The organism is Streptomyces sp. MS191 (assembly GCF_008042125.1).
In the GTDB taxonomy this organism is placed as follows: Bacteria; Actinomycetota; Actinomycetes; order Streptomycetales; family Streptomycetaceae; genus Streptomyces.
In genome coordinates this window covers 234,129-257,906 of sequence record NZ_RDBI01000066.1, presented here as the reverse complement: position 1 = coordinate 257,906, position 23,778 = coordinate 234,129, and the positions used below count along the sequence as shown (strand labels likewise).

At 72.7% G+C, this 23,778-nt stretch carries 20 protein-coding genes and 1 pseudogene; 4 read left to right on the top strand and 17 right to left on the bottom strand.

All coding sequences use genetic code 11. The features are described 5' to 3' along the window. Window positions 1-154: 154 nt before the first annotated feature. The 6 genes from EAO71_RS29750 to EAO71_RS29725 form a co-directional block, all read right to left on the bottom strand. Window positions 155-1,195, bottom strand: coding sequence for a BMP family lipoprotein (locus tag EAO71_RS29750; protein WP_147980894.1), 1,041 nt, complete (start codon window positions 1,193-1,195; stop codon window positions 155-157). Window positions 1,196-1,519: 324 nt separating this feature from the next. After that, entirely contained in the window at window positions 1,520-2,740 is a 1,221-nt protein-coding gene (locus EAO71_RS29745) for an amidohydrolase (protein ID WP_147980893.1), read from the bottom strand. 116 nt (window positions 2,741-2,856) lie between these two features. Further along, the gene (locus tag EAO71_RS29740; protein ID WP_147980892.1) at window positions 2,857-4,077 is read right to left on the bottom strand and encodes a P-loop NTPase family protein; all 1,221 of its coding nucleotides are present in this window, start codon (window positions 4,075-4,077) and stop codon (window positions 2,857-2,859) included. Beyond that, window positions 4,074-4,967, bottom strand: coding sequence for an N-acetylneuraminate synthase family protein (locus EAO71_RS29735; RefSeq protein WP_147980891.1), 894 nt, complete (start codon window positions 4,965-4,967; stop codon window positions 4,074-4,076). Before EAO71_RS29735 ends, EAO71_RS29740 begins: the two co-directional genes overlap by 4 nt. Window positions 4,968-4,982: 15 nt before the next feature. After that, entirely contained in the window at window positions 4,983-6,170 is a 1,188-nt protein-coding gene (locus EAO71_RS29730; RefSeq protein ID WP_147980890.1) for an acylneuraminate cytidylyltransferase, read from the bottom strand. Further along, complete coding sequence (locus EAO71_RS29725; protein WP_147980889.1) at window positions 6,170-7,456, bottom strand: DUF6716 putative glycosyltransferase; 1,287 nt, start codon at window positions 7,454-7,456, stop codon at window positions 6,170-6,172. The genes EAO71_RS29730 and EAO71_RS29725 overlap by 1 nt, the downstream gene beginning before the upstream one ends. Before the next feature lie 187 nt (window positions 7,457-7,643). Between EAO71_RS29725 and EAO71_RS29720 the strand changes: the two genes are divergently transcribed. Beyond that, on the top strand, window positions 7,644-8,660 hold the full coding sequence (locus tag EAO71_RS29720; RefSeq protein WP_147980888.1) for a glycosyltransferase family 2 protein: 1,017 nt from the start codon (window positions 7,644-7,646) through the stop codon (window positions 8,658-8,660). After that, on the top strand, window positions 8,657-10,003 hold the full coding sequence (locus EAO71_RS29715) for an alpha-2,8-polysialyltransferase family protein (protein WP_147980887.1): 1,347 nt from the start codon (window positions 8,657-8,659) through the stop codon (window positions 10,001-10,003). Before EAO71_RS29720 ends, EAO71_RS29715 begins: the two co-directional genes overlap by 4 nt. A gap of 18 nt (window positions 10,004-10,021) precedes the next feature. Here EAO71_RS29715 and EAO71_RS29710 read toward each other — a convergent pair whose 3' ends face one another. The 5 genes from EAO71_RS29710 to EAO71_RS29690 form a co-directional block, all read right to left on the bottom strand. Beyond that, window positions 10,022-10,843 carry a MerR family transcriptional regulator gene (locus EAO71_RS29710; protein ID WP_147980886.1) on the bottom strand — a complete coding sequence of 274 codons (822 nt, stop codon included), beginning with the start codon at window positions 10,841-10,843 and terminating at the stop codon, window positions 10,022-10,024. 85 nt (window positions 10,844-10,928) lie between these two features. Beyond that, on the bottom strand, window positions 10,929-11,582 hold the full coding sequence (leuE, locus tag EAO71_RS29705; protein WP_147980885.1) for a leucine efflux protein LeuE: 654 nt from the start codon (window positions 11,580-11,582) through the stop codon (window positions 10,929-10,931). A gap of 215 nt (window positions 11,583-11,797) precedes the next feature. Then, the gene (locus EAO71_RS29700; protein WP_147980884.1) at window positions 11,798-13,417 is read right to left on the bottom strand and encodes a sodium/solute symporter; all 1,620 of its coding nucleotides are present in this window, start codon (window positions 13,415-13,417) and stop codon (window positions 11,798-11,800) included. After that, window positions 13,414-14,013 carry a DUF485 domain-containing protein gene (locus EAO71_RS29695; protein WP_147980883.1) on the bottom strand — a complete coding sequence of 200 codons (600 nt, stop codon included), beginning with the start codon at window positions 14,011-14,013 and terminating at the stop codon, window positions 13,414-13,416. Before EAO71_RS29695 ends, EAO71_RS29700 begins: the two co-directional genes overlap by 4 nt. Window positions 14,014-14,464: 451 nt before the next feature. Beyond that, window positions 14,465-16,045: an acyl-CoA mutase large subunit family protein gene (locus tag EAO71_RS29690; protein WP_147980882.1), complete on the bottom strand. Its 1,581-nt coding sequence runs from the start codon at window positions 16,043-16,045 to the stop codon at window positions 14,465-14,467. 195 nt (window positions 16,046-16,240) lie between these two features. Between EAO71_RS29690 and EAO71_RS29685 the strand changes: the two genes are divergently transcribed. Then, complete coding sequence (locus EAO71_RS29685; RefSeq protein ID WP_147980881.1) at window positions 16,241-17,101, top strand: L,D-transpeptidase family protein; 861 nt, start codon at window positions 16,241-16,243, stop codon at window positions 17,099-17,101. A gap of 178 nt (window positions 17,102-17,279) precedes the next feature. Here the strand turns inward: EAO71_RS29685 and EAO71_RS29680 are convergent, their stop codons facing one another. The 3 genes from EAO71_RS29680 to EAO71_RS29670 all read right to left on the bottom strand — a co-directional run bounded on the left by EAO71_RS29680 (window position 17,280) and on the right by EAO71_RS29670 (window position 19,982). Continuing rightward, window positions 17,280-18,332, bottom strand: coding sequence for a hypothetical protein (locus EAO71_RS29680; protein ID WP_147980880.1), 1,053 nt, complete (start codon window positions 18,330-18,332; stop codon window positions 17,280-17,282). Further along, complete coding sequence (locus EAO71_RS29675; protein ID WP_147981326.1) at window positions 18,332-18,991, bottom strand: RNA polymerase sigma factor; 660 nt, start codon at window positions 18,989-18,991, stop codon at window positions 18,332-18,334. Before EAO71_RS29675 ends, EAO71_RS29680 begins: the two co-directional genes overlap by 1 nt. Before the next feature lie 304 nt (window positions 18,992-19,295). Beyond that, window positions 19,296-19,982, bottom strand: coding sequence for a DinB family protein (locus EAO71_RS29670; RefSeq protein ID WP_147980879.1), 687 nt, complete (start codon window positions 19,980-19,982; stop codon window positions 19,296-19,298). A 74-nt stretch (window positions 19,983-20,056) separates the two neighbouring features. Between EAO71_RS29670 and EAO71_RS29665 the strand changes: the two genes are divergently transcribed. Next, window positions 20,057-20,794 (top strand): Clp protease N-terminal domain-containing protein, encoded by a 738-nt coding sequence (locus tag EAO71_RS29665; RefSeq protein WP_147980878.1) that lies wholly within the window; start codon window positions 20,057-20,059, stop codon window positions 20,792-20,794. A gap of 5 nt (window positions 20,795-20,799) precedes the next feature. Here EAO71_RS29665 and EAO71_RS29660 read toward each other — a convergent pair whose 3' ends face one another. The 3 genes and pseudogenes from EAO71_RS29660 to EAO71_RS29650 all read right to left on the bottom strand — a co-directional run. Continuing rightward, window positions 20,800-21,378: a hypothetical protein gene (locus EAO71_RS29660; protein ID WP_147980877.1), complete on the bottom strand. Its 579-nt coding sequence runs from the start codon at window positions 21,376-21,378 to the stop codon at window positions 20,800-20,802. 59 nt (window positions 21,379-21,437) lie between these two features. Then, on the bottom strand, window positions 21,438-21,893 hold the full coding sequence (locus EAO71_RS29655; protein WP_187282876.1) for a DUF4328 domain-containing protein: 456 nt from the start codon (window positions 21,891-21,893) through the stop codon (window positions 21,438-21,440). Between the two features lie 352 nt (window positions 21,894-22,245). Continuing rightward, window positions 22,246-23,610: pseudogene (locus EAO71_RS29650) on the bottom strand (beta-N-acetylhexosaminidase); the annotation flags it as partial. Window positions 23,611-23,778: the final 168 nt, after the last annotated feature.

The window sequence follows — 23,778 nt, the reverse complement described above, 5'->3', positions numbered from 1 at the left end:
GGTGCGCAGGCGCTGTCGGTGGCGAAAAATACCCTGTACGGCGCACGCTACGCGCGTAGCGTTTGGAAAATCGTTCAACTGCCCGCGGGCGGACGTGTGAAGGGGGCCCGGAGTGTCGGCCGAAGCCGCTCTCCGGGCCCCCCTCCGACGGATGTCAGAGGGTCGTCTTGACCTTGATCTGGCCGTCGATGATCTTCTGCTTGGCCTCGTCCAGCTTGGACTGGATGTCGGCGAGGTGGCCACCGGTGGTGGTCAGGGAGACGCCGTTCTCAGCCAGCGAGTAGGCGTGCGTGCCGGTCGCCGGCTTGCCGTCCTTGACGGACTGGATGAGGTCGAAGACACCAGTGTCGACGTTCTTGACCATCGAGGTCATGATCGAGCCGGCGTACTTGGACAGGGCCGGGTCCTTGGCCTGGTCCGAGTCGACGCCGATCGCCCAGGTGCCCGGCTTCGCGGCGACGGCCTCGATGGCGCCGGCACCGGAGCCGCCCGCGGCGGCGTAGATGACGTCGATGCCCTTGTCGAGCATGCCCTTGGCGGCGGCCTTGCCCTTGTCCGGGGCGCCGAAGCCGGAGAAGTCCGTACCGGTGGACAGGTACTGGATCGTCACCGAGGCGTCCGGCTTCGTGTCCTTGACGCCCTGCTGGAAGCCGGCGGCGAACTTCTTGATCAGCGGGGTGTCGACACCACCGATGAAGCCGATCTTGCCGTCCTTGGACTTCAGCGCGGCGGCGACACCGGCGAGGTACGAGCCCTGCTCCTCGGTGAAGACGATCGAGTCGACGTTCTTCAGGTCGGAGACGGAGTCGACGAGGCCGAAGGTGGTCTTCGGGAACTTCGCGGCGACCTTGTCGATCGCGTCCTTGTAGGCGAAGCCGACACCGATGACCGGGTTGAAGCCGCCCTCGGCGAGGGAGGCGAGGCGCTGCTCGCGGTCGGCCGGGGTCTCACCGGTCTTGGCGGTGAGCTCCTTGGTCTCGACACCGAGGTCGGCCTTGGCCTTGTCCAGGCCGCGGGCCGCGGAGTCGTTGAAGGAGTTGTCGCCACGGCCGCCGACGTCGTAGGCCATGCCGACCTTGATGGTGCCCGAGTCGGAGCCAGTGTCCTCGGTGGACGACTCGCCACACGCGGTGGCGGTGAGGGCGAGGGCCGCGGTCGCGATGGACGCGGAAACGATCTTGGATACCCGGCGCAAGAGGAGGGTCCCTTCGAGACTGACCGAAAGCGCCTCTTCCGGCGCTGGTTTCGCGGCGATCGTAACGCGCGTAGATGTCAGTTAAAGACCCGTTCATGAGTCGTTATCGGATCGTCGCGAACCAGCCAGAGCGACGATCCGCGGCGTCCGGCCCCGCAGGGCTGGTTATACACCCGCGTACGGGCGTTCGAGGCCGTTGCGGGCGGGGACACGCGGGCCGCTGGGCCGGACGGGCGACCTCTCGCCACGGCGGCCGTACGGGCGGCCCCGGGGCCGGCACGGGCCCTTCCGGGTCCGGGCTCCGGCCGCCGGGGCCCGCCCTGGTCAGCGTGTCGGCCCGGCGTCCAGCAGGGCCGCGGCGGTGAAGAGCTCGACGCCGACCTCGATGGCGTGCTCGTCCACGTCGAAGTCCCCGCAGTGCAGGTCCCGGCGCGTCGTGTCGCCCGGGACCCGGACGCCCAGGCGGGCCATCGCGCCCGGAACGTGCTCCAGGTACCAGGAGAAGTCCTCGCCGCCCAGGCTCTGCTCGGTGTCCTCGATCGCATACGGTCCGCGCCGGGCCGTCATCGCGTCGCGGAGGAGTTCGGTGACGACCGGGTCGTTGACGACCGGCGGGACCCCGCGGACGTAGTTGACCGTCGACTTGGCGTGGTGCAGGGCCGCGATCTCGTCGATCGCGGCGTGCACCAGGTCGGGGGCGTCCCGCCAGCCGGGCAGGTCGAGGCAGCGGACCGTGCCGGAGAGCTCGGCGTGCTGGGGGATGACGTTGCAGGCGTGGCCCGCCTCGATGCGGCCCCAGGTGACGGCCAGGCCGGAGCGGGCGTCCACCCGGCGGGCGAGGAGGGCGGGGACGTCGACGGCCACCCGGGCGGCGGCCGTGACCAGGTCCGTGGTCAGGTGCGGGCGGGCCGTGTGGCCGCCGGGCCCGTCGAGGGTGACCTCCAGCCGGTCGCAGGCGGAGGTGATGGGGCCCGGGCGCAGCCCGATCCGCCCGGCGTCCACCTTCGGGTCGCAGTGCACGGCGATGATCCGGCCGACGCCGTCCAGCACGCCGGACTCGATGGCGTCGGTGGCGCCGCCGGGCAGCACCTCCTCCGCGGGCTGGAAGATCAGCCGCACCGCGTGGGGGAGCAGGCCCTGACGGTCGAGTTCGGCGAGCACCAGGCCGGCGCCGAGGACGGTCGTGGTGTGGACGTCGTGGCCGCAGGCGTGCGCGCGGTTGGGCACGGTGGAGCGATAGGAGACGGTCTTGACGTCGGGAATGGGCAGGGCGTCGATGTCGGCCCGGATCGCCAGCATGGGCCGTAGGCCGTCCCGGGTGCCGATGTCACAGAGAAGTCCGGTGCCCGTCGCGAGTACCTTCGGCGCGAGTCCGGCCGCCTCCAGGCGGGCCTTGAGCGCTGCGGTGGTACGGAACTCCTGGTTGCCCAGCTCGGGGTGCATGTGCAAGTCCCTGCGGAACGCAATCAGTTCGGCACGCAGGGTCGTGGACAGCTTTCCGGGCAGGACGACGGAGTCGGGCTCGCGGGACTTCAACTGGTTCACCTTTTGAAGGGTAGGCCCCCAGAGAGATCAACTGCCCGTTGATCACGAAAAGTTCAGCCCGATAGGGGAAAGAAAGTCGGTTCACGAGGCATGACGACCATCCCTTGTGGGTAAGCTCACCCGAATTCGAGCCGTTCGACCGAAGGTCCGGCGCACGCCGTGAGCCGGTCGACCTCGTGGGCCGCCGTGCCCGCGACGCCCGACAGGAAGCCCTGCGCGCGCGCCGAGACGTTCTCCCGCAGCCACTCCGGCGCGATCTCGCACACGGCCACCTTCACGCCCGTGTCCACGAGGGCGAGCGGGAGGGTGTGCACGACGGTGGAGGGGAAGCTCACGACGGTACGGCCGATCGGGCCGCGCCGGGCGATCAGCTCCAGCGGCAGGTCCGGACGCACGATCTCCAGACCCGTCTCGACGGCGATCCGGTGCAGCTTGTCGGTGCTCTCCCGGCGGTGGGCGAAGTAGCGGGTGGCGCCATGGGCACGGGCGAGGTCGGCGACCGCCCGGACGTACCGGTCGGGGTCGACGACACCCGTCTCGACCAGTGAGGTGCCCACCAGGTCGGCGCCGCGCGTCAGGCGGGGCGGACCGAAGCGGGCCCGGGTCCAGGCGAAGGTGTGCGGGGTGACGGTGGTGCCCTCGGGCGGGTCGACCGGCAGCGAGGTGAAGATCTCGACCGTGCGGCGGCGGCCGGGGGCGAGCCTGCGCCGGGCGAGGGCGGAGACCGGGGCGAGCACGAGCTCGCGCGGGCCGAGGCCGCCGCGCCGGTGCCAGCGCACCAGGCGCTCGCCCCGGGCCAGCTGGGCGGCGAACTCCATGGTGGCCGTGCCGTCGTCCACGACCGTCAGGTGCTTCGGGCCGAACAGGGTCAGCAGCAGCTGCACGTAGCGGGAGAACGGATCCCCCACGATGATCCGCTCCGCCGCCCGCAGCAGCGGCGCGAGGTCACGCAGGGTCCGCGGCAGCGAGCCGCGCCCGCCCCGTGCCTCCTGCCAGCGCACGGTGAAGCCCTCCTCCCGGGCCAGCTGGGCCATCCGGCGCAGCTGGCCGCGCGACATCGGGTCGGTCGGCGAGAGCACGACGACGGTGAGGCCGCCGGCGGCCGGGGAGCCGGCGGCCGTACGGCCCGGGCCGCCGGACCGCTCCGGGCCCGGCCGGCCGGCCGCGGTACGGGACGGGGTGCGCGGCCCCGGGACCGCGGCGAGCCCGTGCGGGGCGGCGCCGGACGGCCCCGGGGCGACGGGGGTGCCGGGGGCACCCGTGACCTGGGCGTGGGCCCATTCCAGGACGTTCAGGAGCTGGACCGGGCTCTCGACGAACGCCAGCCGGCCGGTCATGCGGCGACGAGGCCCTGGACCCGGCGGAGCTTCTTCATCGGGCCGKGCTCGGAGTCGTAGACCTTCTTGACCCCGTCGCCGAGCGCGGCCTCGATGGTGCGGATGTCGCGGACCAGACGCTGCAGGCCCTGCGGCTCGACGGAGGCGGCCTGGTCGGAGCCCCACATCGCGCGGTCGAGGGTGATGTGCCGCTCGACGAAGGTGGCGCCCAGGGCGACCGCGGCCAGCGTGGTCTGGAGGCCGGTCTCGTGGCCGGAGTAGCCGATCGGGACGTTCGGGTACTCCTCCTTGAGCGTGTCGATCACCCGGAGGTTGAGCTCCTCGGCCTTGGCCGGATAGGTCGAGGTCGCGTGGCAGAGCAGGATGTTGTCGCTGCCCAGGACCTCGACGGCGTGCCGGATCTGCTTCGGGGTCGACATCCCGGTCGACAGGATGACCGTGCGGCCGGTGGCGCGCAGCGCGCGGAGCAGCTCGTCGTCGGTCAGCGAGGCCGAGGCGACCTTGTGGGCGGGCACGTCGAACTTCTCCAGGAAGGCGACGGCCTCGGTGTCCCACGGGGAGGCGAACCAGTCGATGCCGCGCTCGCGGCAGTGCTCGTCGATGGCGCGGTACTCGTCCTCGCCGAACTCGACGCGGTGGCGGTAGTCGATGTACGTCATGCGGCCCCACGGGGTGTCCCGCTCGACGTCCCACTGGTCGCGCGGGGTGCAGATCTCCGGCGTGCGCTTCTGGAACTTCACCGCGTCGCAGCCGGCGTCGGCGGCGACGTCGACGAGCGCGAGGGCGTTCTCCAGGTCGCCGTTGTGGTTGATCCCGATCTCGCCGGTGACGTAGACGGAGTGGCCGGGGCCGGCGGTCTTGTTGCCGAGGGTGCGGATGCGGGTGTTCATGGGGGTTGCCGTTCCTTAGGAGTCGGTGGTGTGGAGCTCGGGGCCGAGGAGCCAGGCGGCGATCTCGCGGATGGCTCCGGAGCCGCCGGGGGTGGCGGTGACCGCACGGGCGGCGGCCCGTACGGAGTCGTGGGCGCTGCCCACCGCGACGGGCCAGCCGACGAGGTGGAAGCAGGGCAGGTCGTTGACGTCGTTGCCGGCGTAGAGCACGCGCTGGGGGTCGATCCCCTGCTCCTCGCACCACTGCTTGAGGGCGAGGTCCTTGCGGTCGACGCCGTGCAGGACGGGGATCCGGAGCTTGCGGGCGCGGGCGGCGACGACCGGGTTCTGCTCGGTGGACAGGATCAGGAGCGGGACACCGGCGCGGCGCAGGGCGGCGATGCCGAGGCCGTCGCCGCGGTGGACGGAGACGAACTCGCGTCCGTCGGCGTCGATGTGGACCCGGTCGTCGGTCTGGGTGCCGTCGAAGTCCAGGACGATCGCGTCGACGTCGTCGAGGCGGGGCGTGGCCGGGGTGTCGAGCAGCGGGGCGAGCGCCCGGGCGCGGGCGAGGTCGTGCGGGTCGTCGATCTCCAGGACCCGGGCGGGATCCGTGACGACGAGCGCGGTGCGCCCGAAGAAGCGGTGCCGGTGGGTGCGGAAGCCCTCGGCGTCCATCGCGTAGACGGCGCCGGTCTCCAGGTACTCGGGCTCCCGGTCCTGGCGGCGGGGGCGGTGCGCCGTGTCGTGGTTGACGCCGGTGGCGCCGCCCTCGGCGTCCCGCCAGAGGAAGCCGTGGCTCTGGGCGACGGTCAGGGCCGTGGCGGCCTCGCCCGAGAGGATCCGCTCGACGGCGCCGTTCACCTCGTCCGGGGTGAGGAAGGGGCTGGTGCACTGGACCAGGAGGACCACGTCGACCGTGCGGCCGTGGGTGGCCTCGAAGGCGTCCATCGCGTGCAGCACCGCGGACTCGCTGGTGGCGGTGTCGCCGGCGAGGTCGGCCGGCCGGCGCACGGCCTCGGCGCCGGCCGCGCGGGCGGCCGTCGCGATCTCCGCGTCGTCCGTGGAGACGACGACGTCGGTGACCCGCCGGGCGCCGCGGCAGGCGTGCACGGTGCGGGCGACGAGCGGGAGCCCGGCCACCGGGGCGAGGTTCTTGGCGGGCACGCCCTTCGAGCCTCCCCGGGCGGGGATCACGGCGAGCACGGTGGGGACGGCGGTCATCAGAGTTCTCCCAGGCGGCGGATGGCGGGGGCGACGCGCTGCACGCCGTGGCGGTAGGCGCCCCGGGCCGCCTCGCGGACGAGTCGCCGCAGTCCGCCGGGGCGGGCCTCCGGCGCGTCGACGTCGAGGCGGTGACGGGCGAGGATCCCGGGCAGGTAGCCGGGGGCCGTGTCCGCGGTGTAGTAGGGCGAGACGGGGGGCAGCGCCGGGCCGGCGAGCAGGTCGGCGACCCGCTCCCTGGCGGCGTCGAAGGCGGACGCGTAGGCGTCTCCCCCGGCGGCGACGCCCTGGCGGTCGAGCCACTCCGCGTCCGGCTCCGGGCGCACGCCCGCGTCGAGCCGCTCGAAGGAGGTCAGCAGCCCCGAGCCCACGAAGTGGTGGTTGCCGAGCACCTCGCGTACACCGAGGTCGGTGAGGACGGCGGTGGGGACGCGCCGGTGCAGTGCTTCGAGCGCGGCCGTCGAGGAGACGGTGACCAGCAGGTCCGTGCGGTCCAGGACCTCGCCCATGTGCCCGTACACGAGGCGGAAGTTGGGCGGCGCGGCGAGATCGCGCACCAGCCGCTGGTAGGGCAGCTCCTCCAGGTGCGTGGTGTGCTCGCCGGGCTTGGAGCGGAGCTTGAGGAGCACCTCGCGCCCCGGGTGCTGCCGGGCGTGGCCGATCAGGCGGCGCAGCAGGTAGACGCGCTCGGCCCTGGTCGCCGGGACGGAGGGCTGGGCGGCGAAGACGAGGGTGTCCCGCCCGGCCTCGGGGGTGTACGGGGCGCCGCCGAGGAAGGGCAGCGCGGCTTCGACGACCGCGGAGGCGTCGGCGCCCACCCCCTCGTACACGGCGCGGAACCGCTCCGCGTCGTGACGGGAGTTGGCGAGGACGACGTCCGCGCCGTGGCGCAGGAGCAGCCCGTCCGCGAGCTTCTCGTAGACGACGCCGACGTAACCGGTGACGATCACCGGCCGCCGTTCCAGGGCGAGTTCGGACAGTCCCTGCAGGACGGCGCGGACGGTGCCGCCGACCAGGGCGAGGACGACGACGTCGTATCCCTCGCCGCGGAGCGCCGCGTCGCGCACCTCGCGGAGGAACTCGGCCCCGGTCACCTCCCGCGGTGGCGTCGTGGACACCCCGGTCTCGGCGAGCTGGCGTGCGGTGGGGGTGGCGCGGCCCCGCAGGACGAATCCCGTGGGCTCGGCGGCCACGAGGCGGCGTGCGGTGAGCGCGCCCCATTTCCACCGGGTGTCGGAATCGGCGAGTACGGCGACGCGCACCGCCTGTTCGGTACTTGCTGGCACGCCGAGGACGCTAGAGAGGCATTCCGGTTCTCGGCCCAACTGCTCCACAACAAAGGGTGAACAGCGCCGTGACGACTTCTGAAAAAGGCCGGGATCGGGGGTGCTTAAGCACTCCGCCGCCTCGTGTTCACCGGACATCCCTCTGCCGGCCAGAACGAATGCCGGGGCGGCGCCTAGCGTCGGCCGCGTGGTCAAGCTCTCCGTCGTCGTGCCGTTCTTCAACGTGCAGACATACGCCCCGGACACCCTCACCAGCCTGCGTGCCAACGCCCGCGAGGACTTCGAGTTCCTGCTCGTCGACGACTGCTCGACGGACGGCACCTCGGCGCTCCTCGAACGGGCGGCCCGCGAGATCCCGGGGGCCGTCCTGCTCCGACACGCCCGCAACGAGGGTCTCGCCACCGCCCGCAACACGGGGCTGGACGCGGCACGCGGCCGCTATCTCGCCTTCCTCGACGGCGACGACTGGCTGGCTCCCGGCTTCTACGACCGGCTGGTCACCGCCATGGATGCGCTGGACTGCGACTTCCTGCGCACCGACCACGTCCGGTGCACGGGGCGGACCCGCACCGTCCGCCGCGCGCCGATCGGGCGGCGCGGCGAGGTCCTGCGTCCCCGGGACGCGATCCTGCCGGCCGACCGGACCACGTCGGTGGACTACCCGTACGCCTGGGCCGGGATCTACCACCGGCGGCTGCTGGACCGCGGCCTGCTGCACTTCACCCCGGGGCTGCGGACGGCCGAGGACCGGCCGTGGATCTGGCGGCTGCACCGGGAGGCGGAGTCCTTCGCGGCGGTGAGCGCACTGGGCCTCTTCTACCGGCGCGGAGTGTCCACGTCACTGACCCAGATCGGCGACGTGCGGCAGCTGGATTTCATTCGCGCATTCGACCAGGTGATCGACGAAACGGCGAACGACCGCGATGCCGAACGGCTCCTCCCGAAAGCCGTCCGCACCTATTGCGCGCTCATTTCCCATCACGTCGGAAATCTTTCGCGATTCGAACCGGCGGTGGCGAGGGAATTGCGGGCGATGAGCGCCGCGGCGCTGCGTCGGATGCCCCGGGACGTGCTCGGGGAGGCGCTGTCCTCGATGGACGAGGAGCGGGCCGCCGTCCTGCGCAGGCTGCGCCGCCGCCGGGGCACCGGTGCCCTCGTCCCGGCGCGCGCCGCCCGCACGGCGGGAGCGGGGGCCGCCGCGTGAGGACCACCCAGATCTTCTACGCGTCCACCCTGTACGGCGCCACGACGCTGGCCGCCGCGCTGGACAGCGGCTGCTTCGGACCGGCCGACCGCCGGCTGCTGCTGGTGGCCAACAACGCGGCCGTGCCGGAGACCACGCCGTCCCTGGACGAGATGCCGGGCTTCGAGGCGCTGCGCGGGCGTTTCGACTCCGTGCTGTCCTGGAACGAGGCCGTCTCCCCCCTCCACCCCTCCGGCTGGACGCCGCGGCCGGACGACCTGCCTCTGCTGGAGCGGCATCTGCGGCGGCTGTGGGGGCTCGGTGACGACCGCGTCGAACTGGCCCTGGAGTCGGTGCAGGTGACGCCCGCCCTGACGGTCGCCCGGCTCTTCCCGGACGCGGCCCTGGACGTGTACGCGGACGGGCTCATGAGCTACGGCCCCACCCGCAACAAGCTCGATCCGCTGGTGGGCGAGCGGGTCCGGCGCCTGCTCCACCTCGACCTGGTGCCGGGGCTCACGCCGCTGCTGCTCGCGGAGTTCGGGGCGGAGCCGGTGGTGGTGCCGACGGAGGCGTTCACCAAGGTCGTCGCCGAGTCGGCGGCCTGCGCGCCCGGCTCCCCGGACGGGGCGCGGGACGGCGGCACGGGGCAGGCGGCCCCGGCGCTGCTGCTCGGCCAGTACCTGGCGGCCCTGTCCCTGCTCACCCCGGCCGAGGAGGAGGAGCTGCATCTGCGGATGGTGCGCGGCGCGGTGGCCCGCGGGCACCGGCGGCTCGTCTTCAAACCGCATCCGACGGCGCCCGACGCGTGGACCCGGACCCTGGCCCGGGAGGCCGAGCGGCTCGGCGCCGCGCTGACCGTGGACGACCGGCCCGTGCTCGCCGAGGTGCTCTACCGGGAGCCGCGGCCGGCGCTGGTCGTCGGCTGCTTCTCGACGGCGCTGATGACCGCCCGTGCCTTCTACGGGATCCCGGTGGCCCGGGTGGGCACGCGGACCCTGCTGGACCGGCTCACCCCGTTCCAGAACAGCAATCGCYTGCCGCTCGTCCTCGTCGACGCGCTGGTGCCCGACCTGGAGGAGGCCGACGGGAACGGCGTCCCCGCCCCGCCGCTCCCCGCCCCGCCGGCCGGCCTGATCGCGGCGGTCGGCTTCGCGATGCAGCCGAGGATCCGGCCGGACCTGCGGGAGGCGGCGGTGCGTCAGCTGTCGGGCCCGCTCGCCGAACGGACCCGTGCCTATGTCACGCGCCGCCGCCTCACCGTCCTCGGCCTGCCGGGCGGCCTGCCGGTCCCCCGGCACCCCCGGGTCCGCCGGCTGGCCCGGCGCGCGCTCCGGCTGAAGCGCGCGCTGAGCCGCTCCTAGGTCCCGTCCGGCTCGGGGTCAGGCGCGGGCGACCGGCTCCTGGAGCTCCGTCACCCAGCCGGCGCGGTCTTCGGGGCACTCCAGGTACAGCTCGCGGGCGTAGCCCGTCGAGCGGTAGCCGTTGGCGTCGATCCAGGTGGCCAGGGTCTGGACGGTCGGCAGGAGGTTCTCCATCGGCCCCCGGTGCACCACGGTCGCCGCCTCCTCCAGGCCGGGCAGGAGGACGAAGTCGACCCCCTCCGCCGTCGCGCCGGCCGGGACGGTCATCCCGGCGTGCACGACGATCGAGCCGTCGCCCGCGCCCGCGTCCTCGTAGTACGCGATCCCCGGGCCGAAGCCGGTGACGCCCGCGCGCTCCAGGAGACCGCACAGCTCCTCGTACAGGGGCTGGATGACCGGGCCGATGTCCTCGGGGCCGAACCCCGCGGCCGGCGCGCTCAGCTCGGCCAGGCGGACCGGCGGAACCTTCTTGATGACGACGTCCTGCGTGGACATGTGTCCCTCGCTCTCGATGGCTCGGAGCCGCGCGCCGACCTGGGCCAGCCGTCCCGCCGCCTCCGCCAGGGCCGTCTCCAGCTCGGCCTGGCGCAGCCTCAGCATCCCGCGCAGCTCGTCCGCTCCCAGCTGCTCGTCGAGGATCGAGCCCACCTGTTCGAGGGTGAAGCCGAGTTCCTTGAGCGCGATGACACGGTTGAGCCGGGCGAGCTGGTCCGCCTCGTAGTGGCGGTAGCCGCTGTGCGGGTCGACGTGGGCCGGGCGCAGCAGTCCGATGGCGTCGTAGTGGCGCAGCATGCGGACCGACACCCGCCCGTGCCGGGCGAAGTCTCCGATGGTGAACATGACGACTCCTACGGAACGGCCTCACACGGTGTCAGGGTCAAGCCGTGCCGGCGCGGGACGGTGCGCGTCCGCGGCGCCGGGACGGTCAGGCGCTGCTGAGCGAGAGCTTCGCCGCGAAGCCGAGGAAGAGCGCGCCGGCCGCGGAGGTCGCCCCGGCGGACAGCCTGCGGCGCCGGCGGAAGGCGGCGGCGAGACGCGTGCCACCGAATATCAGCGTCGTCAGGTAGAGGAAGCTGCCGATCTGGAGCAGGCCGCCGAGCACCAGGAAGGACAGCGCCGGGTAGGCGTATCCGGGATCGACGAACTGCACGAAGAAGGAGATCAGGAAGAGGATGGCCTTCGGGTTGAAGAGGCTGATGATCAGCGCCCGCCGGTACGGGTTCTCCCCCGCGACCGGTTCCCGGTCCGGCTCGTCGGCCGCCTGCGCCTCGCCACGTGAGCGCCACATGGACCAGGCCGCCCGCAGCATGCCGATCGCCATCCAGGTGAGATAGCCGGCGCCCGCGTACTTCACGATCATGAAGAGGAGCGGGGTGGTCTGGAGCAGCGAGGCGGCGCCGAGCGCGGCCAGGGTCATCAGGACCGCGTCGCCGGTGAAGACGCCGGCCGCGGCCCGGTAGCCGGTCCGGGTGCCCTTGCGGGCGGCGACGGACAGCACGTAGAGCGAGTTCGGCCCCGGCAGAAGGATGATGAGGACGAGGCCCGCGAGATAGGTCGGCAGATCGGTGACACCCAGCATGAAGCGGAGTGTCGCACACGGGTGCGACACTCCGCTTTCGGGTTCCGCAGGGCGGACGGCGACATTCCGCATCGGCGCCGGCGGCGGCGCCCGGCAGGGCCGGACGGGTCGGCCGAAGCCCCGGCGGACCACCTCCCGCACGCGACCTCGGGACAGCCGGAAGGGCGCCCGGCCTGGAACATCGGGCCGGGCGCCCTTGCGTCGGGGCGTGCGCGTCAGGACGCGGAGGCGCCGTTCGCCGCGGGCGTGCCGGCCAGGATCGTCTCCTCCACCGCTTCGTACCGCGTGCGCTGGTCGGCCGGGTCGCGTTCACGGAGCACCGTGCCGAGCCAGCCCGCGAGGAAGCCCAGCGGGGCCGAGAGGATGCCCGACGTGGTGAACGGGAACCAGTTGAAGTCCTGGTCCGGGAAGATCGCCTGGGGCGATCCGGACACCAGGTTGCTGCCGGTCATGAGGAGGAACGCGGAGGCGCTGCCCACGATGAGGGTGCAGAGCAGTCCCGTACGGGAGTAGCGGCGCCAGAAGAGGCTGTAGATGAGGGCCGGTGCGACCGCGGACGCGCCGATGCAGAACGACAGGGTGAGCAGTGCCTGGAGGTTCAGGTGCCGTGCACCGGCGGCGATCGCGATCGCCACCAGCCCGACGCCCGCCGCGGCGGTCCGGGCGACGGCCATCTCCGCGGAGTCCGTCAGTCGCGCCTTGCGGCGCAGCCCGTGCGTGATGAGGTCGTGCGCCAGGGTGTTGGCGCAGGCGAGGGTGATCCCGGCGACCGAGGCCAGCAGGGTGAGGAAGATGGCCGTCGCCACGGCCGTGAACAGCAGTGTCTCGACGGTCGTCTGGTCCGCGCCCATGACGGCCTGGCTGACCATGAGGAACGCCGTCTTGCCCTGCGGGTCGCCGGCGGCGATCCGCTGGTGGCCGACGATCGCCGCCGCGCCGAAGCCGATGACGGCGATCAGCAGACAGGTCACGACGACGGTCGACACCGCCCAGGACATCGAGCGCCGCACGGCCGCCGCGCTGCGCGCGGTGAACATGCGCATGGTGATCTGCGGCAGCACCGCGGCACCGAGCACGACCGTCAACTGAGTGCTGATCATGTCGAGTTCGTTGCCGCCGAACTGCAGACCGGAGGCGAGATAGGCGTCTCCCGCCCCGCTGCCGCGCTTGGCGGCGTCCAGCAGGGAGGGCAGGCTGAAGTCGAAGCGGTTGAGGATGAGCGTGGCGATCGCGAGGGACGCGCCGAGCAGGGCGACGGTCTTGACGATCTGGATGAAGGCGGTGCCCTTCATGCCGCCGATCGCCGCGTACGCGATCATCAGCAGGCCCAGGAACACGATCGCGCCGGTCTTGAAGCCGTCGGAGTCGAAGCCGAGGACGACGGAGAGGAGATCGCCGGCGCCCGCGAGCTGGAAGATCACCAGCGGCAGCAGCGCGGTCAGGGTGACCGCGGCCGTGGTGATCCGCACGGCGGGGCCGGGGAGACGCCGGGTGAGGACGTCGCCGATCGTGAACCGGCCGGCGTTACGCAGCGGTTCGGCGAGCAGGAACATCATCAGGACCAGCGAGAGCACGGTGCTCAGGGCCAGCGTGACGCCGTCGTAGCCGACGAGCGCGATGATGCCGATGGTGCCGAGCACGGTGCCGGCGGAGATGTAGTCGCCGGCGATCGCGAGGCCGCTCTGCACGGGGGAGAGCGAGCGGTAGCCGGTGTAGAACTCGCCCAGGTCGTCACGATCGGGGCCGGTCATCACGCACAGCAGCAGCGTGACGGTGATGACCGCGATGAACGCCATCAGCGACATGGTCTGGGCCCCGGAGCTGAAGCTGGTCATGCGCGCGCACCTCCGGTGGGCTGCTGCCACGTGGGACGTCCGGAGCGGCCCTGGCGTTCCGGCCGGGGCGCGGCAGCCGCGGCCGCCCGCTCGGCGCGTTCGCGGATCGCCGCGGCGAGCGGGTCGACGCGGTGGCGTGCGATCCGCTCGTACAGAGCGATCGCGGCCAGCGCCACGGGCAGCTGGAGGAGCCCCAGGACCAGACCGGTGGTGAGACCACCGGTGATGTTGCCGGTCATCAGCGAGGGGGCGTAGCCGGACAGGAAAAGGAAGATGACGAAGTAGCCGAGCGCGGTGAAGGTGGCGACGCGGCGGAGCCTGCGGTAGGCCGATCCGAGCCGGTGCAGGTCATCACGGTCGTCGGGGGCGGCGGGCGGTGGAGGCTGCGGGGACGCGTTCCAGGGCTGCTGCGCGGAGTCCCAGCCCTGCGGCGAGGAGTCCCACGCCCGCGGGGAGTCCCAGGCTGCCTGCGGGTCGGTGCCCCAGGACGGCGATCCACCCTCCCAGGACTGCGACGCCGCCTCCTGGCGGTGCCGCCCGGCATTCGGGTGCTGCGGTACGGGCGGTGGACCGGGGAAAGGCTGGTGGTACGACATCGATCTTGCTCCTTGCCGCCCCGGGGGACGGGCGGGTGGCGCTGGTGGTCCGCGTACGTTACTCATGGGTATGGCCCCCGCGTAAGAGGGTTTCCGACCGTTTGGTATGTCGGTTCGGTGACGATCCTGTGTGCACGGCGACGGAACCCGCGGTAACCCTCGCAGTGGATCTTTCCGCAGGTCACGGGTGAGCCCCGGGCCACCCGGCGCACCGGGCCGACCGTCCGGCGGCGGCGCGCGGCGCGGCAGCCGGGGCGGCAGGCCACCCGCCTCCGATCGCGAGGCGCACCAGCAGCGCGCCACCGTCGGACGCCGCGTCGACCGCTTGCACGGGTGGCGGTGGATCGCCACCCGCAAGGAGAAGGACCCCGACCGTCTACCCGGCCGGGGTCCACACTGCGGGCTCCTGCGGTGATCCGGACGAGACGGCCCAGGTCCGCCCGGACAGGACCTAGAAGGCGTCGGTGGGGACGTAGGTGCCCCAGACCTCGCGCAGGGCGTTGCAGACCTCGCCGACGGTGGCCCGGGCCTTGAGGGCGTCCTTCATCGGGTAGAGGACGTTGTCCGTGCCCTCCGCGGCCTTCTTCAGCTCGGTCAGCGCCGTGTCCACGGCCGCCTGGTCGCGCTCGGCGCGCAGCTTGGCGAGCCGGTCGGCCTGCTGGGCCTCGATCGCCGGGTCGACGCGCAGCGGCTCGTAGGGCTCCTCGACGTCGATCGTGTAGCGGTTGACGCCCACGACGACCCGCTCGCCGCTGTCGGTCTCCTGCGCGATGCGGTAGGCGGAGCGCTCGATCTCGTTCTTCTGGAAGCCGCGCTCGATCGCGTTGACCGCGCCGCCCATGTCCTCGACCTTGGCCATCAGTTCGAGGGCGGCGGCCTCGACGTCGTCCGTCATCTTCTCGACGACGTAGGAGCCGGCGAAGGGGTCGACGGTCGCGGTGACGTCCGTCTCGTAGGCGAGGACCTGCTGGGTCCGCAGCGCGAGGCGGGCGGACTTGTCCGTCGGCAGGGCGATGGCCTCGTCGAAGGAGTTCGTGTGCAGCGACTGCGTACCGCCCAGGACCGCGGCCAGACCCTGGACGGCCACGCGCACCAGGTTGACCTCGGGCTGCTGGGCGGTGAGCTGGACACCGGCCGTCTGGGTGTGGAAGCGGAGCATCAGCGACTTGGGGTTCTTCGCGCCGAACTCCTCCTTCATCACCCTCGCCCAGATCCGGCGGGCGGCACGGAACTTCGCGACCTCCTCGAGGATCGTGGTGCGGGCCACGAAGAAGAAGGAGAGACGGGGCGCGAAGTCGTCCACGTCCATGCCCGCGGCGACGGCGGTACGGACGTACTCGATGCCGTCGGCCAGGGTGAACGCGATCTCCTGCGCGGGCGAGGCACCGGCCTCGGCCATGTGGTAGCCGGAGATCGAGATCGTGTTCCACTTCGGGATCTCGGCCCGGCAGTACTTGAAGATGTCCGCGATCAGCCGCAGCGACGGCTTCGGCGGGAAGATGTACGTGCCCCGGGCGATGTACTCCTTGAGCACGTCGTTCTGGATCGTGCCGGTCAGCTTGTCCGCCGCGACGCCCTGCTCCTCGCCCACGAGCTGGTACAGCAGGAGCAGCAGCGCACCGGGGGCGTTGATGGTCATCGACGTCGAGACCTTGTCCAGCGGGATCCCGTCGAACAGCACCCGCATGTCGTCGATCGAGTCGATGGCCACGCCGACCTTGCCGACCTCGCCGTGCGCGATCGGGGCGTCGGAGTCGTGGCCCATCTGGGTCGGCAGGTCGAAGGCGACCGACAGGCCCATCGTGCCGTTGTCGATCAGCTGCTTGTAGCGGGCGTTGGACTCGACGGCGGTGCCGAAGCCGGCGTACTGCCGCATGGTCCAGGGCCGGCCGGTGTACATCGAGGGGTACACACCGCGGGTGAAGGGGTACGCACCCGGCTCGCCCAGCTTCCCGGCCGGATCCCACCCGTCGAGCGCGTCCGGCCCGTAGACCGGCTCAATGGGCAGCCCGGATTCCGACTCGCGCGCCATCTGCTGTGCCTCCCGATAGACCTACTGGTGGGTACCGACCCTCGCGACGGACTGTAGCCGTGGCCGTGCGGCGGGTGGAGAGCCGCTCGCTGGGACCTTCCTCACAGCATGCTCCGTACTTTGCGAGGGTGCGCAACCAAGCGGCCCCGGTAAGCATCCAATAAGTACACACACACGTCTCGGGGGGCATGTTCCATGCAACGTTCGTCCGTCATTCGCAGAGCACTCGTGGCCGCGGTCGCCGTGGCCGTCGTCACCGGCTGCAAGGCACAGGCAGCCGGTCCGGAGGAGACGGCGAGTCCGTCGGCACCCTCCTCCTCGGCCTCGGCCCCCGCCTCGCCGTCCGGCGAGGCGTCGACCCCGTCGGACGACAAGCCGTCCGACGCACCCACGTCCGCCACCCCCAGCTCCTCGGCGCCCGCCGCCAAGGTGCTGATGAAGGACGGCGACGAGAACAAGCAGGTACGCGAACTCCAGGCGCGACTGCGCCAGATCGGGTACTTCGACCGTGCCCCCACCGGCTTCTACGGCACGATGACCGGCGGCGCGGTGAAGGGCTTCCAGAAGAAGCGGGAGCTGCCGGAGACCGGCTCGGTGGACGAGACGACCTGGCAGAAGCTGGTCGCCATGACGCACGAGCCGACGGCGGACGAGCTGAAGCCGGCCACCACCAACAAGCTGGACAAGCCGGACGCCCGTTGCATGACCGGCCGCGTGCTCTGCATCAGCAAGGAGAGCAGGACGCTCGCCTGGATGATCGACGGCAAGGTCGTCTCGTCGATGGACGTCCGCTTCGGCTCGGAGAACACCCCCACTCGTGAGGGCACGTTCAAGGTCAACTCCAAGAGCCGCAACCACGTCTCGACGATCTACCACACGCCGATGCCGTTCGCGATGTTCTTCAGCGGCGGTCAGGCCGTGCACTACTCGGCCGACTTCGCGGCCCGGGGCTACAACGGCGCCTCGCACGGCTGCGTCAACGTCCGGGACCGGGGCAAGGTGTCCTCGCTCTTCGACCAGGTGAAGGTCGGCGACAAGGTCGTCGTCCACTGGTAGAGCGCGACCCGCGACAGCGGGGAGGAGAGGGCGCGGGTGGGACCGGGGGAACGTGTCCCACCCGCGCCGTGCGCGGAGCCGAAGGTACGGGGGGAACCCCGGCTCACTCGCGCGGCCGATGACCAGTCGGCTCACTCAGTACTGCGCCGTGCGGCCGAAAAGTGTCACACCCCGCGTCTCACACGGGTGCGGCGGCGAGCGTGAGGACCGGCGCGGGGGCCGCCCGGAGGGTCTCCGCCGAGAGGGAACCGCCGTCCGGGGCGTCGGCCGCGGTGCGGCTCACCCCGCCGACGCGCCCGGAGGTGCCGCCCGACTCCCTGGAGTCGCCCCGGCCGCCGCTCCCCGTGGAGCCGTCGCCCGTACCGCCCGACGCGCGTCCCGAACTCCCCTCGGCGGTGCCCGAGGAATCGCCGGCCAGGATCCGGTCGCAGTAGCGGCGCACGGTCTCGCCCGTCTCCGCGGAGTCCGTGAGCCGGCGCCGGTCGCTGTCGGAGATGCGTCCGTCCCTGAGGTCCTGACAGGCCTTGAGGATCCGGGTGCGCAGGACGCCGGCGTCCCACTCCGTGCCCTTGCTGCTCGCCCCGGGCTCCGGGGCGTCCCGGCTCGGCGTGCCGCTCACCCCGGGGGTCTCGGTCACGCCGGGGGCGGCCGGCGAGGAGGAGGGGCCGGGCCGCAGGTCGTCGGGCGAGGGCGGCGCGGACGGCGTGACCGTGCCGAAGCCGTCGTCCGGGCCGCCGGAGACCAGCGGCTCGGGGCTGTCCGCGACCGTGACCGAGCCGGCGGGCGCGGGGGTCTCGTCGAAGGGCGTCGGGATGAGGCCCGTACCGGAGGCGACGGCGACACCGCCGACCGCGACGGCCGCCACCGCGGCGGCCAGCCCGTAGCGGACCGAGCGTCCCCACCGCCGGGCGGCGGGCAGCCGCCCGATCCGCACCCCGTGCAGTTCGGCGGCGCCGGACGCGGGCAGCGGCCCCGCGAGGTCCGCGGCCGCGGGCAGGGAGGCGCCGGCGCGGGCCGCCGTCGCCCGGCGGAAGGCGGCCAGGGCCGCCGCCTCGCCGGGAAGTTCCTCCCGCGCCGCGGGATCCACGGCCGGTCGCCGGGCCGCGTCGAGGGCGTGGGCGAGTCGTTCGGCCTGGTCGCGGGCGTCACCGTCGACGGGGTCGACCGGCAGGCCGCGGAGCAGCCGCTCCGCGGCCTCCTGGTCGAGCCACTGGTACCGCTCGTCGGCCATCACATGTCCTTCTGCGTCCGCGCACGCGATTGCGTCACACCGCCGGGGGCCTGGGCCTCCGGCCTGCGACCGCGCTGCGGAGGTACGCCACCCAGCTGACCTGCGGGATCGTCGGCACCGAGGAGTTCGGCGAGTCTCTTGAGTCCGCGGTGCGCCGCGGTCCGTACGGCTCCGGGGCGCTTCCCCAGCGTGTCGGCGGCGCTCTTGGCGTCCAGGCCGACGACGACCCGCAGCACCACGGCCTCCGCCTGGTCCTGCGGCAGTTGTGCGATCAGGTTCATGGTGTGGCCGGTGGCCAGCGCTTCCATGGCCTCGTCCGCGGTGTCGGACAGGGCCGGCTTGTCGGTGAGTTCGGTCTCGTCGCCCCCCACGGCGGGCCGCCTGCCCCGCATCCGGAGGTGGTCGAGCGCCCGGTTGCGGGCGATGCGCGCCGCCCAGCCGCGGAAGCGGTCCGCGTCACCGCTGAATCGGTCCAGGTCACGGGCGATCTGGAGCCAGGACTCGGAGGCGACGTCCTCGACGTCGGTGTCACCGACGAGCGTCCGTATGTAGCCGAGCAGCCGGGGATGCACGGAACGGTACACAGTACGGAACGCGTCCTCGTCCCCGTTCTGCGCAGCGAGCACAGCGGCCGTCAGCTCCGCGTCGTCCCCCAGCACTCCCCACAACCTGTTCGTCATCGCGGCTGGTCACCACCGCCACGCCGCCCCGGCGCGCAGCAGCACGCTACGTCCTTCCCCGTCGTCACGTCCATGTGCGTCCGGTCCATGTTCGTCCGGTCTTCGTACAACCTGCAACCTTCTGTGGCTGCCGTGCGGTGTGACAGAAAACGCATGCGCGGCGCTGATAGGAGTACGGGGCCGTGCTGCGGCCCCGGCGGACGGCGACCGGGGCCTCTCCTGTGGGGGGTGGCGGCCCCGGTCGTCCTCCTTCGCACCCCGGGGCGCGTGACGGTTCCGGCCCTCAGGGGGTGTCCCTGACCTCGCCGTACCAGCGCCAGGACGTGAGCCGCTCCCGGCCCGGCAGCTCACCGCGCCCGGTCGCCCACAGCAGGGTGGCCCAACGGTCGGTGTCCGCGGGGGCGTCGGGGAAGAGCCGGGTCAGGACCCGGCCGCACAGCCCGGCGGGCGGTGTCCAGGCGACGTCGAGTCCGGTCGCGATGTCGTGGGTGTGCACGAGGGTCTCGACGATGCCCATGGCCGCGAACCCCTCCGCGTCCGAGATCCCGAACCCGTGGTACGAGCGCCGGTCGGCCGGCGTCGTGCGGACCATGGCGGTCAGCATCGCCCCGCACGCCTCGAGGACCTGGAGCAGGCCGGGGAGCCCGCCGGCGGGATCGGCGAACGTGACGTTGGCGGGTCCGCCCTCGCGTCGGCGCTCCCAGCGGAAGGGCACCTCCCCGTCGAGCGGCGGCGTCTCGGGACCGAGCTGCGCGGCGTAGGCGAAGAGGTCGTCGGCGAGGTGCTCGACGGTCTCCCAGCAGCTCCAGGTCAGCGGCCCGGCCGGCCGGTCCCAGCCGGCGGTGGTGCCGGCGGCGGCAGCGGCCCGGAGGGTGGTGAGGGAGAGGCGGACGGCGTGCTGGAGGTCGTCGGCGGTGATGCCCGGCGCGGTGCCGCCCTCTGCGTACTCGGCGTTCTCGGTCGTCGTCATGTGGATCATCATGGCGGGCGACCCACTGTCAACCGAAGGTTGACACTCCCTGACTGTCAACCTAGGGTTGCATCATGACGAAGCCACTCGGCATGAGCCACCCCGTCCGCCTCGACGACCTCATCGAGGCGATCAAGCAGGTCCACACGGACGCGCTGGACCAGCTCTCGGACGCCGTCATCGCGGCGGACCACCTCGGAGACGTGGCCGACCACCTGATCGGCCACTTCGTGGACCAAGCCCGGCGCTCCGGCGCCTCCTGGACCGACATCGGCAGGAGCATGGGCGTCACCCGGCAGGCGGCCCAGAAGCGGTTCGTCCCGAAGGACACGGACGCCGCCAAGATGGACCCCGACGCGGGGTTCAGCCGGTTCACCCCGCGGGCCAGGAACGTCGTCGTGGCCGCGCACAACGAGGCCCGGGCGGCGGGAGGCACCGAGACCCTCCCCGGCCACCTCGCCCTCGGCCTGCTCGCCGAACCCCAGGGGCTCGCCGCGCGCTGGATCGACGGCCGCGGCGTCACCCCGGAGCGGCTGCGCGAGGCCGTCGAGGCCACGCTGCCGGCGGCCGTGGAGGAGGTGCCCGAGCTCATCCCGTACGACGCGGGCGCGAAGAAGGTCCTGGAACTGACGTTCCGCGAGGCACTGCGCCTGGGCCACAACTACGTCGGCACCGAGCACGTCCTGCTGGCGCTCCTGGAGTTCGAGGACGGCAAGGGGGTCCTCTCCGGCCTGGGCCTCGACAAGGCGCGGGCGGAGCGGGACGTCGCGGAGACGATCGCCTCGATCCAGGCGCAGGGGCCGGAGGCGTAGCTCCGTCAGGAGGTGCGGGCCCGGCGGGAGACCACCGCGCGGAGCACCCGGCCGCCCTCGGTGGAGAGCTCGCGGGCCCGGCGCAGACCGGTCGGGCCGTGGGCGGCGACGGATTCGAGGACGGTGTGCTGGCGGCGCAGTTCGCCGGCGAGCAGCGGGCCCGCCCCGTCCGCGTCGCCGGCCCGGCAGCGGTCGACCAGTTCGGTCGCGCCGCCCGCGCCGTCGTACCGCCCGTGCAGCGCGAGCGCCGCGTGGGAGCAGGAGGAGGCCCACTCGCGCAGCGGTTCGGCGGACCACTCGGCGGGGGCCTCGGCCAGCATCTCCCGGACACCCTGGGCCGCCTCGTCGCCCGCGGGGACCACGTCGAGTTCGCCCCGGGCCTTGGCGAGCGACTCGCACCAGGCGCCGCCGTCACCGCGGGCCACCGCCGCCCAGACGGGCCGCAGCACCTCCGCCCCCTCGGGGGCGAGCAGGGGCAGACACCGGTCCAGGCAGGCGAGCCCGGCCGCGGCCAGACTCCGCTCATCGGCCCGGTCGATCAGTTCCAGCACGCTTCGGCTCGTGGCCGAGGTTGCCGACGCCATGGACGCCTCCCGTTGCGGACGCAGTACTGACTCTTACTGCGCCACCTGGCGCGATTACGTCACTGCGCGGCCGGAATCATGCCAGTCGCCTTGGCGTGCTGCATAGAGGTCAGGCGTCGCACGAAGAGAATCGCCAGAACGGCGGCGCCGAGGTTCATCGCGTCGCTCGCCAGGAGCCAGTCGGTGGCCTCCACGAGCCCCTCCACGGTCTCGGCCATGTCGAACATCCGCACCGCGACCCGGCCCACCACGGCCTGGACGGCGAACAGCGTCCACCAGGCGTTGAGGAGCGTGAACTCGCCGCGGCGGTCGGGCGCGCAGGGGTCCGGACGGCTGGCACGCCAGATGTCGACCGCGATCCCCCGCGGAATCCACAGGTTGGCGACCGGGACGAACCACCCGCCGATCGCCCAGCCCGCTCCCCGGCCCTGGAGGCCGGGCGTCCACACGTCGGCGTTCCTCCGAAGCCGGTGGAACCAGACGACGAAGACGGTCGCCGTGGCCAGGAGCAGCACCCCGGGACGAACCACGCCGCCGCGAGGCCCAGGGAGCCCTCGTAGCCCGCCGGGTCGGGGTGGTCGGCGAGGCCGCCCCGGAGGTCGGACCGGACACCGAGGGTGACGATCAGGCTGAAGACGTCGGCGACGGCGGTCGCACCGAGCAGGGACATGACGGCGTACGACAGACCGTTGGGATTGCGGAGCAAGGTGAGTGGATCCCCCCAGGGACGGACGGGGACCTCCCCCGAGGCCCCGGCGCGGCCGAGCGGCCGCAGCGAGTGGAACCTACGGGACGCCTGCCACGGCGTCCACGCGAAAAAGACCCGGTCAGGGCGAGTGCCCCGACCGGGTGCGGCAGCCGGTGAGCTCAGCGCACCTGCGCCGCGAGCGTCCGGAACTGCTCCCAGGTCAGCGTGGGCTTCCGCGCGTCCCAGAGCTTCTGCGCGGTCGCCGTCAGCGGCATCCGGATCCCGGCCGCCACCTGGGCCTGGGTCTGCGACCCCGCCAGGTCGCACCAGACGGCGAACCGGCCGCCCAGGATCTGCGCGTCGTAGCGCGCGGGCACCGCCGTCGTGCCGCGCAGCACGCGCGGGGTCCACTGCTCGTAGATGCGACGACCGGTCGGGTACACGAAGTCGTTCGGCTGGCCGAGGACGTAGTAGAGGTACTCGTCGTTCAGGTTCACGACCTTGCGGCCCTCGCTCAGGTACTCGGCGGGCGGCCGGGCCCCGATCTCCTTGCCGGTCCAGTACTCGACCTCGATGTCCTTGTCGGCGGTGACGATCCCGCCCCGGAAGAAGCCGTCGTTCCAGGCCTTCGCGGTCTTGCCCGCGTCGCGGACCACGGCCGCCCGGTCGTCGAGCCAGCCCTCCGCGAGGTCCTGGACCCGGGCCTGCGGGCCGTACTTCTGCCGTGCGGCGGTCGCCAGCTGCGGATAGGAGGTCTCCGGGGAGCTGACCGTCAGCGCCTGGTACTCGTCGGCGCCGACGTGGAACCAGCCGCCGGGGAAGAGGCCGGCGTACTCGCGCAGCAGCTCGTCGACGAGCCGCGCGGAGCCGGGCTTGGAGATGTCGATGGCCCCCTGGCGCGGGACCCCCTGCACGTTGAGCAGCCGCAGGTCCGGGTGGGCGCGCAGGACGGCGCCGAGGTGCCCGGGCGAGTCGATCTCCGGCACGACCGTGATGTGCAGGGTCTTCGCGAGGGCGAGGATCCGGCGCACCTCGGCCTTGCTGAGGTGCTGCGCCGAGACGATCTCGGGGTGGGTGTCGGACTCGATCCGGAAGCCCTGGTCGTCGGAGAAGTGGAGCCCGAACTGGTTGAGCTTGAGGTCGGCCATCTCGCGGAGCCGGGCCTCGATCCAGCTCGCGCTGAAGAACTTGCGGGCGATGTCGACGTTCAGCCCTCGCTGCGGCTTGGCGGGCGCGTCGTCGACGACGCCCTCGGGCATCGCGCCGGTGCCGCGCACGGACTGCTTGAGGGTGCGGGTGCCGTAGAAGACCCCGGCCTCGTCGGGCCCGGTGATCCGCACCCGGTTGTCGCGGGTGGTCAGCCGGTACGACTCGGCGGCACCCGCGCCGCCGAGGGCGAGCTCGACGTCGCCGGGGCGGGCGGCGACCGCGCCGCGGTACCGGATCTTCAGCTCGCCGGCGAGCAGGCGGCCCTCGTCCGCGAGGGCCTCGCTGCCCTTGGCGACGACGACGCCCGCGGCGGGCACGGGACGCCAGCCGGGCCCGACGAGGCCGGGGTCTTCTACGGCACCCGCACCCTCAAGCAGTCCGTGCGCGGCACCGGCGCGATGCCCGAGGGCGTCGTCGACGACGCGCCCGCCAAGCCGCAGCGAGGGCTGAACGTCGACATCGCCCGCAAGTTCTTCAGCGCGAGCTGGATCGAGGCCCGGCTC

Coding starts and splice junctions, on each gene's coding strand:
- EAO71_RS29740 (WP_147980892.1), bottom strand. CDS start 4,077: ATGACCGGCCGGCTGGCGTTCGTCGAGAGCCCGGTCCAGCTCCTGAAC.
- EAO71_RS29730 (WP_147980890.1), bottom strand. CDS start 6,170: ATGACCGCCGTCCCCACCGTGCTCGCCGTGATCCCCGCCCGGGGAGGC.
- EAO71_RS29710 (WP_147980886.1), bottom strand. CDS start 10,843: ATGTTCACCATCGGAGACTTCGCCCGGCACGGGCGGGTGTCGGTCCGC.
- leuE (WP_147980885.1), bottom strand. CDS start 11,582: ATGCTGGGTGTCACCGATCTGCCGACCTATCTCGCGGGCCTCGTCCTC.
- EAO71_RS29700 (WP_147980884.1), bottom strand. CDS start 13,417: ATGACCAGCTTCAGCTCCGGGGCCCAGACCATGTCGCTGATGGCGTTC.
- EAO71_RS29695 (WP_147980883.1), bottom strand. CDS start 14,013: ATGTCGTACCACCAGCCTTTCCCCGGTCCACCGCCCGTACCGCAGCAC.
- EAO71_RS29690 (WP_147980882.1), bottom strand. CDS start 16,045: ATGGCGCGCGAGTCGGAATCCGGGCTGCCCATTGAGCCGGTCTACGGG.
- EAO71_RS29685 (WP_147980881.1), top strand. CDS start 16,241: ATGCAACGTTCGTCCGTCATTCGCAGAGCACTCGTGGCCGCGGTCGCC.
- EAO71_RS29680 (WP_147980880.1), bottom strand. CDS start 18,332: ATGGCCGACGAGCGGTACCAGTGGCTCGACCAGGAGGCCGCGGAGCGG.
- EAO71_RS29670 (WP_147980879.1), bottom strand. CDS start 19,982: ATGACGACGACCGAGAACGCCGAGTACGCAGAGGGCGGCACCGCGCCG.
- EAO71_RS29665 (WP_147980878.1), top strand. CDS start 20,057: ATGACGAAGCCACTCGGCATGAGCCACCCCGTCCGCCTCGACGACCTC.
- EAO71_RS29660 (WP_147980877.1), bottom strand. CDS start 21,378: ATGGCGTCGGCAACCTCGGCCACGAGCCGAAGCGTGCTGGAACTGATC.